Origin of the sequence: Allocoprobacillus halotolerans, from assembly GCF_024399475.1 — a bacterium.
GTDB classification, from domain to species: domain Bacteria; phylum Bacillota_I; class Bacilli_A; order Erysipelotrichales; family Coprobacillaceae; genus Allocoprobacillus; species Allocoprobacillus halotolerans.
Map to the genome: position 1 here is coordinate 307,407 of NZ_CP101620.1, position 12,775 is coordinate 320,181.

The 12,775-nt window shown below is 28.1% G+C and carries 21 protein-coding genes, 1 tRNA gene and 1 pseudogene; 13 read left to right on the top strand and 10 right to left on the bottom strand.

The annotated features are described in order from the left end of the window. Positions 1–561: 561 nt before the first annotated feature. Both NMU03_RS01885 and NMU03_RS01890 read left to right on the top strand, forming a co-directional pair. Entirely contained in the window at positions 562–915 is a 354-nt protein-coding gene (locus tag NMU03_RS01885) for a transcriptional regulator (RefSeq protein WP_290140804.1), read from the top strand. After that, entirely contained in the window at positions 875–1,450 is a 576-nt protein-coding gene (locus NMU03_RS01890; protein WP_290140806.1) for a hypothetical protein, read from the top strand. Before NMU03_RS01885 ends, NMU03_RS01890 begins: the two co-directional genes overlap by 41 nt. A gap of 168 nt (positions 1,451–1,618) precedes the next feature. On the opposite strand, the gene NMU03_RS01895 is transcribed toward NMU03_RS01890, so the two are convergent. The 5 genes and pseudogenes from NMU03_RS01895 to NMU03_RS01915 form a co-directional block, all read right to left on the bottom strand. Then, complete coding sequence (locus NMU03_RS01895; RefSeq protein WP_290140808.1) at positions 1,619–2,044, bottom strand: hypothetical protein; 426 nt, start codon at positions 2,042–2,044, stop codon at positions 1,619–1,621. A gap of 20 nt (positions 2,045–2,064) precedes the next feature. Further along, on the bottom strand, positions 2,065–2,901 hold the full coding sequence (locus NMU03_RS01900) for a C39 family peptidase (protein ID WP_290140811.1): 837 nt from the start codon (positions 2,899–2,901) through the stop codon (positions 2,065–2,067). A 56-nt stretch (positions 2,902–2,957) separates the two neighbouring features. Then, entirely contained in the window at positions 2,958–3,116 is a 159-nt protein-coding gene (locus NMU03_RS01905; RefSeq protein WP_290140813.1) for a hypothetical protein, read from the bottom strand. Between the two features lie 679 nt (positions 3,117–3,795). Beyond that, entirely contained in the window at positions 3,796–4,221 is a 426-nt protein-coding gene (locus NMU03_RS01910) for an immunoglobulin-like domain-containing protein (RefSeq protein ID WP_290140815.1), read from the bottom strand. A gap of 214 nt (positions 4,222–4,435) precedes the next feature. Continuing rightward, a pseudogene (locus NMU03_RS01915) lies at positions 4,436–4,810 on the bottom strand (tyrosine-type recombinase/integrase); the annotation flags it as partial. Here NMU03_RS01915 and NMU03_RS01920 point away from each other — a divergent pair. The 6 genes from NMU03_RS01920 (at position 4,759) to NMU03_RS17490 (ending at position 7,306) form a co-directional block, all read left to right on the top strand. Further along, positions 4,759–5,223 (top strand): hypothetical protein, encoded by a 465-nt coding sequence (locus NMU03_RS01920; protein ID WP_290142409.1) that lies wholly within the window; start codon positions 4,759–4,761, stop codon positions 5,221–5,223. The pseudogene NMU03_RS01915 and the gene NMU03_RS01920 overlap by 52 nt on opposite strands. Before the next feature lie 2 nt (positions 5,224–5,225). Beyond that, positions 5,226–5,666: a hypothetical protein gene (locus tag NMU03_RS01925; protein ID WP_290140818.1), complete on the top strand. Its 441-nt coding sequence runs from the start codon at positions 5,226–5,228 to the stop codon at positions 5,664–5,666. A 1-nt stretch (position 5,667) separates the two neighbouring features. After that, positions 5,668–5,796 carry a hypothetical protein gene (locus NMU03_RS01930; RefSeq protein ID WP_290140820.1) on the top strand — a complete coding sequence of 43 codons (129 nt, stop codon included), beginning with the start codon at positions 5,668–5,670 and terminating at the stop codon, positions 5,794–5,796. Between the two features lie 38 nt (positions 5,797–5,834). Beyond that, positions 5,835–6,758 (top strand): tyrosine-type recombinase/integrase, encoded by a 924-nt coding sequence (locus tag NMU03_RS01935; RefSeq protein ID WP_290140822.1) that lies wholly within the window; start codon positions 5,835–5,837, stop codon positions 6,756–6,758. 68 nt (positions 6,759–6,826) lie between these two features. Next, positions 6,827–6,997, top strand: coding sequence for a hypothetical protein (locus NMU03_RS01940; RefSeq protein WP_290140825.1), 171 nt, complete (start codon positions 6,827–6,829; stop codon positions 6,995–6,997). A 75-nt stretch (positions 6,998–7,072) separates the two neighbouring features. Further along, entirely contained in the window at positions 7,073–7,306 is a 234-nt protein-coding gene (locus NMU03_RS17490; RefSeq protein ID WP_353956730.1) for a hypothetical protein, read from the top strand. 168 nt (positions 7,307–7,474) lie between these two features. Here NMU03_RS17490 and NMU03_RS01950 read toward each other — a convergent pair. The 4 genes from NMU03_RS01950 to NMU03_RS01965 all read right to left on the bottom strand — a co-directional run bounded on the left by NMU03_RS01950 (position 7,475) and on the right by NMU03_RS01965 (position 9,241). After that, positions 7,475–7,548, bottom strand: a tRNA-Gly gene (locus NMU03_RS01950). 182 nt (positions 7,549–7,730) lie between these two features. Then, a complete protein-coding gene (locus NMU03_RS01955; RefSeq protein WP_290140829.1) occupies positions 7,731–8,183 on the bottom strand; it encodes a hypothetical protein in 453 nt (150 codons plus the stop codon). Continuing rightward, the gene (locus tag NMU03_RS01960; protein ID WP_290140832.1) at positions 8,184–8,717 is read right to left on the bottom strand and encodes a hypothetical protein; all 534 of its coding nucleotides are present in this window, start codon (positions 8,715–8,717) and stop codon (positions 8,184–8,186) included. 98 nt (positions 8,718–8,815) lie between these two features. Next, entirely contained in the window at positions 8,816–9,241 is a 426-nt protein-coding gene (locus NMU03_RS01965) for an ETX/MTX2 family pore-forming toxin (protein WP_290140835.1), read from the bottom strand. Positions 9,242–9,442: 201 nt separating this feature from the next. Here NMU03_RS01965 and NMU03_RS01970 point away from each other — a divergent pair, with 201 nt between their 5' ends. Genes NMU03_RS01970 through NMU03_RS01980 form a run of 3 tightly spaced genes read left to right on the top strand, consistent with a single transcriptional unit; the run spans position 9,443 to position 10,570 of the window. Then, positions 9,443–9,784 (top strand): PadR family transcriptional regulator, encoded by a 342-nt coding sequence (locus NMU03_RS01970; RefSeq protein ID WP_290140837.1) that lies wholly within the window; start codon positions 9,443–9,445, stop codon positions 9,782–9,784. After that, positions 9,771–10,139, top strand: a complete 369-nt coding sequence (locus tag NMU03_RS01975) for a DUF6120 family protein (RefSeq protein ID WP_290140840.1) — start codon at positions 9,771–9,773, stop codon at positions 10,137–10,139. The genes NMU03_RS01970 and NMU03_RS01975 overlap by 14 nt, the downstream gene beginning before the upstream one ends. Before the next feature lie 53 nt (positions 10,140–10,192). Next, positions 10,193–10,570: a hypothetical protein gene (locus tag NMU03_RS01980; protein WP_290140843.1), complete on the top strand. Its 378-nt coding sequence runs from the start codon at positions 10,193–10,195 to the stop codon at positions 10,568–10,570. 74 nt (positions 10,571–10,644) lie between these two features. Here the strand turns inward: NMU03_RS01980 and NMU03_RS01985 are convergent, their stop codons facing one another. Next, positions 10,645–11,298 carry a helix-turn-helix domain-containing protein gene (locus NMU03_RS01985; RefSeq protein WP_290140845.1) on the bottom strand — a complete coding sequence of 218 codons (654 nt, stop codon included), beginning with the start codon at positions 11,296–11,298 and terminating at the stop codon, positions 10,645–10,647. 199 nt (positions 11,299–11,497) lie between these two features. Between NMU03_RS01985 and NMU03_RS01990 the strand changes: the two genes are divergently transcribed. Together NMU03_RS01990 and NMU03_RS01995 are read left to right on the top strand one after the other, a co-directional pair. Next, a complete protein-coding gene (locus tag NMU03_RS01990) occupies positions 11,498–11,728 on the top strand; it encodes a hypothetical protein (RefSeq protein WP_087358165.1) in 231 nt (76 codons plus the stop codon). A 112-nt stretch (positions 11,729–11,840) separates the two neighbouring features. Then, positions 11,841–12,773: an AAA family ATPase gene (locus NMU03_RS01995; RefSeq protein ID WP_290140848.1), complete on the top strand. Its 933-nt coding sequence runs from the start codon at positions 11,841–11,843 to the stop codon at positions 12,771–12,773. Positions 12,774–12,775 lie beyond the last annotated feature (2 nt).

The following is a 12,775-nucleotide window of genomic DNA, read 5'->3' on the forward strand; positions in this document are numbered from 1 at the left end:
ATGGACGATAGAATTATCAATTTATTCTGCATTATCTTACATCATTCATCAAATTAACGTTTTTTTATGGATGGTACAATTATCCTTACTACTACCATTTTTACAATATAGGAAGAATTATTTTTAATCTGCTAATGTTGGCAACGTTATGGAATGCAATAAATAGAAGCAAAACCTTGCAGGAGCGTCGATTCTTAAAAATGTGGATTGTTTTTCCAGCATGTATATCCATTGATCAAATTTTTAATAATTTATTTTATTTTGTTAATGCTGATTTTTTAATATCGTATTATTTGTCATTTCCGTTATCAATAATCATTAATATCATCATGTTGCTTTATATTCATTCGTATTTTAGAAACAGAAGTATTTTGATTATTGTTGTCATTAACATTATCTATTGCATTTTGAGTTTTTTATACTCAGTTTATTTCCCTACATTAAATGATCTTACTGCATTACATTTAGTTTTGTTTTCAGCAATTGAATTTATAAAAAGATATTCGATTTTGAATATTATATCAACGATTTTTGTTTTACTGTGCATAGGAGGTGATAACGATGAGCAGCATAACAAATTTGTCAAAAATGTTTGAGTCAAATATCCGATTGCAGATAATCGCAAGTTTATATAAAGGTGATCTTTCTTATAGACAGTTAAAAGAAATATGCAATTGTACAGATGGGAACATGGCAACGCATTTAAACAAGCTAATTAATGGACAATTTATTCTAAAGCATAAAAGAATACACAACGATAAACCATTAACAACATATCATTTAACTGAGTATGGAAGGACTGAGTTTCAAAACTATGTAGATATTCTAACAAATTCAATAGGAAAGGAGTACAACGAAAATGAAGAGGATAATTATGATGATAATAAGCCTACTGTTAATCAGTTCTCAATTTAGCTATGTATGTGCCTATGAAGATGAATTAAAGGAGTATACTGATGCTATTGAGGGAATAAACAAAGAATATAATACTTCATTCTACTTATTGACAGAAGCTGATTTTTATAAATATGATTATAATCAGTTGTTTAATAAGGATTATGAAAAATATATACAAGATATTAAAAATACTGATTTGGAGTCATTTAGAAATGAGTTATTGCAGTTAGCGATTGAAAGCAATGGAGAGATTATAGAAGTTGATATAAATGAGATGACTAGATCTATGCTAGGAACAAGAACGGTATTGTTTTTTTCAGGTCATAACACCATGACATTGCGATGCAAATATAGTGGAAGCACATTTGATACTTCCTATAAGCCGACGGTTACCGTCAATAAAGTACATAACTTTACATACTTTGAAATGAGTTCACATACAGGAAAATTCACTAATTCAAATAAGACATATTCAGTTACTGCTAAAGGTAGAGTCATCACTGAAACAGGAATTGTTGGCAATCAAAGTTTTACAGTCAACTTTAATCTTTAACAAAAAATAACTGGTTATATATAAAAATAAGACTATTTTCAAATCATATAGTCTTATTTTTTTAATCAAAGATATTACATTACATTTCTGTTCAATATGCAATGACTGATAATATATTTCACATTAATAATGAATTGTTTTTTATACTATGCTTATTTTTCATTTCTTCTATTTGTTAGATTGAATTACTTCTAGTACTTGATCTGTACTGGCATCATCATAATATAGCACAAGATAACGCTCATGATTCATACGAACATAAATGTAAGTATCATCATCTTGATTTACATAAACATCTCTATTCATATACCCTAAATCATAAGTTGACAAATCAGGATAATCATCTTCCATTGAAAAATCCACATATTCATTGATTGTTCCATAATATGCAAAATCCTTTTCAACCTGATGGACTTCATCTTCTTCTCTATCATAACGTGTAAAATAGACATGATTCTGTACATAACACGCTGGAATTGGTAATCCCGCTGCTGATTCTTCCTCTTTTTCGTTTTCATGATTCAAACAAAGATAAATCATACATCCCGATAAAACCGTCAACCATATCAATATCACTATTATCACTTTTTTCATATAGCTTTTATCCTTCCATTTTAATTATATATGTTGTAGACACTTCCTCCAGTCCATTTGAATTTATAGGTAGAAGTAACATACGTTCCTCCATAACCCATTGTTTCTGTATAATTATACCAAGGATTATGAATATGATATGCATTTGCTACATTATTATATCCTATAATTGCAAAAGCATGTCCAGTGCTACCATCAGCGAAATGTGCAAAGACTGCACTGCCACCATCGATATTGCTTTCTAATGTGGATTGTGCAAGTGATCCGCTTGTTGTATATTTCACTCTTGTATATTTATGATAATTTTTTAAATAATTGGCTACTTGTGCATTAGTTAATCCATCATTATCTCCTAGCCAACTTCTCATCTGAGATGAGGTCATATTTTTACCTTTGTTTCTAACAATATTAGTTGTTGTAATAGAAGCACACCAAGGGTGATTTCCTTGCGTTTCATACACTTTCCAATTTATTTTGTTAACCATAGCTCTTGTCACAATCATATTATCAGCTTCATTCATAATAATGTCACTATATACATTACAAACAGGAACGCCAGATGTATCAACTTCAGGCAAGGATGATAACGTAGATGAATTATCTGAAAAATCATAATGATCTATAAGAGTTCTTTGACCGTTGATTTCTGCATATATAAAACCATTTTGTCTAATTAATGATAACGGATGTGAAAAAGTAGTTTGATTCTTCAAATTATTTAATGATTCAGCAAAAGCCTTTGTATAGGTTGATGCAAATCCATCTTCATCCTTAGAAATATGGATAGTTGATTTAATTTCATTATCTATAAAAACTGGATATACATAATAATCATAAGATTCTTCAGGTAAAAACACCTTTATTCCTTTTCCTAAATAAATATTTTCATAGCTTTCTATATCAGATTGTGCAACTAAAAACTGATTAAATTTAGAAGATATATACTCTCATAGTCTGAAGAAATGTCAGTTCTGACATAAAAGCTATTATCCTCATGTTCTAAAGCTGCCACATTCATAATAGTAGCCGAAATCATTAAAACAAATACCAATAAAACTTTTAATTTTTTCATAATTATTTTCCTTTCTTTTATTGTTATTATTATATCGCTATTTTGATTTTAATAAATTTGTCAATTCCCTCCTTTCATTTTCTTTTCATATAATTTATTAGAACCAAAACGTTTGTCCATTATTCTTAATTTAATTATAACATATTATCTTTTAAATAAAAAGTTCTTTTTTTGTTTTGCATATATTTTTTTGTAAAAAGAGAAACTAATCTATAACAGTTCCTTACTTATTATATAATGAACGAAAAAAGAATATAAACATTGGATAAATTTCTAAACTTCCTGTTAACATATCAAGTGATAATTCAATTTTAGAAAAAGAAGATATATAAATAGGGCAAAAAAATAGTTTTATACTATTTCTCTACCCTTTTATATATGTTCTTTTAAAATCTGTTAGTTTAACAAAAAATGATTTCGTTCTTCTATTGTGATTTTCTGATCAGAAAAAATATTAAATCCTAAAAATAAAATATACTCATTATTATTAGAAATTGAATGATTTTCTAGATACTTTGCCATTTAGTATATAGTCTTTTTTATCAATGCAATTTGCAGTTGATTGTACGTTTAGAGATAAGATCAGGAAATACATACATCAATAAATTTTCAATATTATAGTCACTTAACAAATGAATAAACAAAAATAAATCAATTTCAAATTATTTATTAGTAGCATCTATTCTATTTCAAACTCAGCATAATAATCATATTCATTTCCTTTATATTCAAAAATCTTTTTGACCCTGTATTCTCCACTTGGTAATTCTCCATAAAATATCCAAAACAACGTCCACCAATACTCTCCATTTTTTGGAATTGTATAAACAGTAACTTCATCCCAATGAGCTGTTCGAGTATATTCTAATTCAACCCATTTTCCATTTTCATATTTTTCAACCCAATACTTTAAATGAGTTGTGACTTCTTCTTGTAAATCGGTATTAGATTGCTGACAAGTTAATTTTAAGCCAGTGTTAGAAACATCTGATACACTTAACTTTAATCCCAATGGATTATCTTTATCTAAAATTGAATGTGAACAGCCAATAAGCATAAAAATTAAGGATATGCTAAAAATTGTTATTATGATCTTTTTTAACATTTTAATCACCATTCCTTTCAATATATGTGATTTATAAATTTAGGAAAAATTATATATGTCTTTTTGACTATCTTTTTATATCTTCTTAAATGTCCGTAAAGCCTTATTTTATCGACTCTACGGGCATTTTACTTTTGTGGTAAACCTCACATATCTAGGTCTATCTTCTTATATTTTCGCTATCAAGCGTGGTTAAAATCGTGGTAAATACTTCTTATGCGATTAGACGCTGGACCTCTGATTTTGCGGTATCTATGGACGCATGAGCATACCTGTTCATTGTGATACTGATATTTGAATGTCCCATGATATACTGTAAATCTTTCGGGTTCATGTTTTTGCTTGCCAGTCTTGTGCAGAACGTATGGCGTAGCGTATGCGGTGTGATATGTGGCAAGGGGTTATCCTTATGGTGCTTGTTGTATTTCTTTACCATACGGACAAATAAAGTGCTGTAATCAATCGCAACTTTGGGCTTGCCTTTATGATTGACAAATAGAAAGTTGCTCCGTCCGTCTATCACAAATGGTTCTGCCTTTGGACGTTTCTTCATCACTCGTTGAAATGCCTGTATCGTTTCTTTGCACAATTGTTGAAATAGATGGAGTTGAAAGATTGAAATGCAAGGATATTCTCACAAAGAAAGAACTCAAGCGATTTCACCCAGATTTAGGGGCGTTTCTTGAACAAGCCTTAGGTTATATGCCTTCCATTCAAAACAACGCTACAATCAACGGAAATCGCACAATAAAAGAGTTGAAACAACAAGAAGATTTAAGTTTTAAAAAGAGCTTAGAAAACATTTATAAACATAATGAAGCAACTCAAAACATTATTGATGAAGCTAATCATATTGATTACAATCTATCCGGACTGTTGGAAAAGACAAGAACACTTAAAAAATGCAATCAGATTATTGATGGGCTTAAACATAGCCTAAATCAATACCAAAAAGAAGTATTAGGTTTAACACATCTTGTCACGATTCAAAAGAAGAACTAGACATGTATAGATCCATGCCTTTAGCGAAACAACTTAAACAAAAGGAAGAAGTTATTCATCATTTATATTCATCAATTGACCATCTCGAACAAAGAATATCTTATGAAGAAAATCAATTTCAAAGATTAAGAAAAAATTATGATGAACTAGAAAAGAAAAACGATTGCCTTAAAGAAAATATCAATCTCTATAAACAATTTGTTTCTTTGTTAGGATTAGATAAAATATTTAGACGTTTCAAACAAATATTTCAAAGAGAACATAATACTATTAATGCCTATGATTTAAAAGAATTGTATCATAAAGCTCAAAATGCCATAACAAGAGTCTTATCTTCATTAAAAGAAAAGATACATTATTTTGAAGAAAAACATCCAAATGAATCATTAGAAATATCAATACAGTCAAAAAACGATCGACAATATCGTGATATGGAGCTTTAAAATGGCAGTATATAAAAATAAATATGGTTTATGGTCGATAAGATTTAAATACAAAGATAATGATAATAAATGGCGACAAAAACAAGTTTATACAGGAAAAAGTGGTTTTGAAACAAAAAAGAAGCGTTAGAAAAAGAATCAAAAGTTAAATATGATATAGAACGAAAATTGTTAAAGACTCAAGAAGAAAACAATCAAAAAACACTCAAAGAAGTTATTGATGAAGTTATTTTAGATTGCCAGTATTATATGAAAGAAACTTCTATCAAAACAACCAAACAGGCATTACAACATGCTAAAAGTTTGTTTGACAAACCTATTGTGAGTATTACTCCACAAGATTTAAGACAGATTATTCTTTCATTAGAAAGGAAAAATTTAAGTATTGGTACAATTGATAAAATATATTATAAACTTAACCTTGTCTTTAAATATGCTTTAGAAAATGAATATATTCAAACAAATCCGTTAAGAAAAGTACGAAGAATTAAAAAGCCTGATGAGTTAGAGGAAAACAATTATAATATATGGAAACTTTCAGAGTTTCAAGAGTTTATCTACAATGTGAAAGAGCCCTTATATTATACGTTATTCTCATTACTTTATTATACAGGTATGCAACGTGGTGAAGCTTTATCATTACAATGGAAACATATTGATTTGAATAAGGGAACAATTGATATTAAACAGACTCTATCTAATATTCATTCCGTCAAAGAAGAAGTCTTAACACCACCAAAGACAAAAAATTCAACACGATTAATTTGTATACCTCAAATTCTTATCAATATATTAAAGAAATGGTATCAAACGGAAAGCCAAAAAATCGGTTTTAGTCAAGAGTCCTATGTTTTTGGTTTTATCTATCCGCTTGCTCGAAATACAGTTCATAATCAATTTAGAAAACATTTGATAATTGGTTCTAAAGGATATGGATATACGTATACTTCTTGTTTAAGTGGAAAAATTGAAATTGGTGCAACTGTGATGTTGGATGGAAAGGTTTATTATAATGAAGAAAAAAGGGTGGATATAAGGAATGGAAAATACATGTTAGAATTAAAAACATTATTGATAATCCATATGGATTAAATTATATTGTAGAAATTTCTTTACCATATTTACGTATACATGATTTAAGACATAGTTGTGTATCTTTAATGGTTAATAATGTCAAAACTCAACAATCTTTAGTTGCAATGGCTTATCATTTTGGACACAGTGTTGAAACAATGCTGAACACATACTCTCATTTATTTACTGAAACTGAACAAGCTCTTATTCAGGAGTTTGATCAGATCATTGAATATCAATCAACCTCTACCCATTAGGATAGAGGTTGATCATAAAGATGGGAGGAAATATATGATGAATGATTTTATAAAAGATTTATTTTTGGAAAATTTATACCCAGTGAAAGAGAATCACCTTATACAAAAGAATATCAGAAAGCATTAAAGCATAATGAGGATGTCATCAATCAAGCATTACAGATCATGAATGAAAAACATATTAGCAATGCTGAAAAGATAATTGATGACATTATAAATTCGTGGATAGATGTTGATAACTTTGCTGTTCTTAATGCTTTTGAAGATGGTATAAAACTTGGATTAGAATTAGGAAGATTGGTAAAATAAAAGAATTTGGTGCAAAAAAAGAGATTCTATATAAAAAATCCATCCTTTTAAAGAGAGTATAGAAATAAATTTTGAACCAAATAGACTCATCAAACAAAAAATATTTATTTGAATTTTGTGTTTGAAAACACAAAAAAAGCCCTTAAAATAAGGACTTTACTGTTTCAATGGAGCGGGTGATGGGAATCGAACCCACGTAGTCAGCTTGGAAGGCTGAAGTTCTACCATTGAACTACACCCGCATACTCTGGGGCGGTCGATGGGAGCATGTCAACGCATAAAAGATGATAAAAAACACTGTATTTAAGCTATTTTAAAAGTATATCAAAGTATAATTTATATACTAAGATATACTTTTTTATCATTTTTGGTGTTATTTTAGTGTTTAAAATTTATAATTATTGAATATTTACTTATACTTATATCAATAACTTTCAATAAATTTTATAATTGATTCATTAATATTATCATTGTTTTCAAAGCTCAACATAGAATAACCGCCATTACTATTTTTAACAAATAACGAAGGGGCATATTTAAAATCAGGGAAATATGAATATATATAATCAAGTTGTACTTGATAGTTTTTATCCTTCCTATTTAATGTATAATTATAAATAATCAGATCATAATTATTAATATTTTCACTTTCAACTTCTTTTACTTCTTCACATGTTGTACAATTTTCTAAGGAAATTTGAAGCAAATCATTATTTAAATTATTTGTTTCTAGTAAAACTTTCAAATCGTCAAAGTTTAATTCTTTTATTTCGGCCTTTGATTTATTAACTTCAGTTGATACACAACCACTTAAAATAATGAGAACTAGACAAACAAAGTAGAATAGAATGCTTTTATTAACAATAACTTTTTTCATTTATTTTGTATTTAACATTCCTATTGTTCTCATTATATTTTGTGAATTATTTTCTGGTACTACTTCAACACAATACATAATTTCATGCGTTTGATTATTTTCCATTTTTTCCAACTGCTTTTCTAAATCGGATAGTTTACTTTTATCTTTGATTTCCTCTTCATTTATTTTAAGATTGATATTTAATGTTTCGTTAATATTCCAGTCTATTTCGTCAAAAACTACATATATTTCATCTGATTGATTATTAATCAAACTAATATTTACTTTATAATTTTGCAAAAACAAGTTAGTTCTATTATAAAGATCACCTTTTTCATTTAGATAAATTTTTGTATTTAGATGATCTTTTACATACACCAAATCATCAATATCGAAAAAATCATAATAAATACTTAATTCATTTTTTTGAACATCTACGAATTCTAATGTGTTATTAGACTGAGAAATTCTACTAGTAATATATCCACAAGCAGTACCAAACAAATAGATTATGCACAACAATATAATAAATTTTCTTTTTTGTTTTCCCATATATTATCAAATTTTTTTCTCACTATACTCATCATAAAGTGTATAAGAGTATTTTGCAGTAACATATTTTTCCTTATAAGTACAATTATCATATACTGTTACAATATATCCAGAAGTATTTTTCTTTTTTGACCAACCTTGTAGTATCCAATGCAATGGGGACTAATTTTAAACGTTGATGAAGTTGTAATGGTACTTGACTTTCCAACTCCTACCTTTGCCGTAGCACCTAATTTAGCAGTTATTAAATTAAATTCTGCTGTAGTACTAACTGATGTTTCGGTTTTATATGTAGTTGAGTAACTAATAGTCTTAGATTGTACTTGAGATCCATTATTTTTGAATTCACCTTGTTTATTAATAATTATGTCATTTTTTGTAGAAGACGGTTCATAGTATTTAGTAGGAGTACATATCGGTCCTCTAGGTTGTATAACTGCAGAAGATGCATTTACGTTTGAACAAGTAATAGGAATCAATAATGACAATAATACAAAGCTAGTTATAATTTTATTTTTTTTCATATTTTTTCTTTCTCCTTTCCATTCTAAAAAAGCAGCATTTAATATAAAACAATTTCACCTCCTTCTTTCATTAAATGCAATCGCTTTCTTTACTTTAATTGTAATGGCAAATATCATTTCTGTCAATAAATATATTTTTTTACGACTTATTTTATTTAAACTAAATAAATGGTATAATTTAATAAAAGAATGGAGGTGACTATGGCTAAGTATTCTAATTATTTATTTAAACTTGATTTATTGATTTTAAGTGTCTTGAAACATAAAGATATGTATGGTTATGAACTGTCTAAAGTCATTTCTGATCAAACACATGGTTTTGTTGTACCTAAACATGGAACAATGTATCCTGTTATCTACAAGCTTATTGAAGATGGTTACATAACAAGTCATACAATTGTTGTGAAAAACAAGGCACGTGTTTATTATCATTTGGAAGATAAAGGTAGAGAATATCTTCAACAGCTTGTAAATGATTTTGATAATCTTGTATTACAAATTAATAATATCGTCCATGGAGGGAAAAATGATGACGGTGAATAAAAGATATTATAGGGATGTAAAAAAACTTTTTCCTATATATGCAAAAAAGGAGAGGTTTTATCTTAAACAGCTTAAAGAACAAATAAATGAATATGATGATGCTACATATGATGAACTAGTAAATAATTTCGGAGATCCTATAGAAATTGTTAAATCATATTACGAAACGGTAAATAGTCGATATTTATTGAAGAGAATAAATTTGAAAAGAATTATTACAATGACATGTATATTAGTATTAATGTTAAGTACCCTTTATTTAGGATATAGAACATATTCATTGCATGAAGCTGTTAACAATTTCAAAACAGGCGTTCCTGCAGATATTGAAGAAACGATTGAGGTAATAGAATAATGAAAAAAATAATTTTGTGTTTAACTATATGTTTATCGTGCTGTTTAATGTTTATGCGATCAACAAGTGCGGAAGAATATTATTGTGATGAAACGATTGAAATTATAAGTATGGAACCTGCAACAAGAGCTACGAAAACAATTACAGGTAAAAAAACAGCTTCTATAAAAAATTCATCAGGAAAAGTTCTTTGGTCAGTGACAGTAACTGGATCATTTACATACACTGGATCAAAAGCTACTTGTACAAATTCTTCGGTCAGTGCACAATCTAATGATAATCGATGGAAAATAAGTTCCAAATCGCATTCAAAAAGTGGAAATACAGCTACGGCGACAGCATCGGCCAAATACTATTTAGATGGAAGTTTGATTGCTACTCAAAATAAAACAGTTAAGTTAACATGTAGTGCTTCGGGAAAATTATCTTAGTACTATATTAGTTTTTAAGCTCATCATATGAAATAAAGCCAATTTAAGTGTTACATTAAGTTGGCTTTTAATATTTATAAAGATACAAATTTTATTTTATAAGTCATTTTTTTAGGGACAAACTTTTCAACATATTTAACATCGTGATCTTTTTCATCATATGTAATGACAACTTCTTTAACGTTTTCAAATCCACTGGTTTCTATTCTGAATATTTCAAAATACAAAACATTAGTTATGTACATATCTTCATTAATAAATACTTCAGTCCATGAATCTCTATCCAATTTTGTACGAAAATGAACCCTGAGCATTGACCAATGCTCTTTTTTTATACGTGACCATGAATCTACAATTGTAAAAGTATTTCCAGAACGTTTTTTATATGCATATCCATCAAAAATCATAACTCCCGTTCTCAAATGATTTGGAACATTCGGTTTAATCGCAATCGTATAATTATGTGTATTTAAATAACATAAGTAACGAAGTGATACCAAAGAATAATCTTCATCAACATCATCTTTCAGGATATCAAAAAGAATATCTTCTTTTGGTTGATTAAGATATTTTGATAATTTGCTTAGAATAGAATCAGTTGGATAAGCTATTCGCCCATTTTTAATATCCATAATATTTCCATAACTGATTTTTGAATCTATGGATAACTGACGAAAAGATATATCCTTTTCTTCTCTTAATTTATGTATATATGTTGTTATTGACATGAATGTTCACCTCGTAAACATTATACATTATTTTTATAAATAAGTATTGCGAAATTCATAATATATTAAAATTTATATAAATATCTATTGCAATAATCATATACAATGGTATAATAAAGTCGTGGTAAGTATTATATGTATTTGATGTTATGAAAAATATATATTTTATGTACCAACAACGAAAGGCAGGTGAAAACATATGGAAATTAGACAAAAATTTTGTACGTATCAGGAACTCGCAGATGCCGTTGGGTGTAGTTATCAACAGATTGCTAAAGTTCATGCAAAACGCATCATTGAATTGTTTGGCATTGATAAAAATAGACTTCCTAAAGCTGGATTACTTCCTATTGAAGCATGTGAGCAATACTTTGATGTAACTCATCCTATTGAGAAAAGAAAAGAATCATTCATTCCAACCGCCAAGTAAGAATATGAATGATTCCAAGTAAAGAAACATATTTTTATATGCTCTTTTCTCTTAAAGTATATCAAAGAATATGTTTCTTTTCAAACAAATTTGAAAGGAATAAAGTCAAAATATGAATCATAAACTTTACTCACAAAGTGAATTATTAAATACTCATTTTGAAAATAAACAAGACGATATTCTGGAAGGATTGCTTAAAGTAGGACTGTATATATTTGCCGGTACGAGTAAAATTGGAAAATCTCTATTAACAACGAGCTTAGCTAATGCTGTTGCCAATGGTGAACCATTTTTAAGCAAGAAAACCAAGAAAGGACTTGTTTTATATTTTGATAATGATAATTATGATTTTGAAGCAAAATCAAGGATTAAAGCACAACAATTTCAAGAAAATGACAATGTTTTCTATAATTTTGATGATTCCGGCAGTTTATATGACATCAAAGAATTTATCATGTGTTTTTCAAGAATCAATGAAGTGAGTTTGATTATTATAGATTGCTTAGCTAATCTTTACGAATTTAGTGATGTTGATAGTTTTAGTGAAAATTATGCAACGATTAAAGAATTTAGAGATTTTATTGTTAATAAGAATTTATGTTGTGTTTTAACTCACCACACAAAAAAGGGAAAAGCCAAATTGCAAGATAGTGTTTTAGGTTCAAAATCGCTAACTTCAGCAACCACAGGAACTATCATCATTGAAACGGAAAATGAATTCAGTACGACAGGTACATTAAATTTTATTTTACGTTCACGCAAAGAGAAAATACCTATCAAAAAAGATGATCATAATATTAATTGGGTTTTTAACGATAGCGATGATGGTGATGAGTTTATTGATCCAAACGTATTGTTGATAATTAAAGCGTTAGCTATCAATGAATCTCATTGCATGAAAGATAACTGTCAAACACTCACTGCTAAAATGAATTTAACTATTAATCCTAAAGGTCTTTATAGATTTCTTGTGAAAAACAAGACAATACTTGATGAAAATCACATCTATTTTTCAAAAGACAAACTATTAAATGTCAATAATTAATT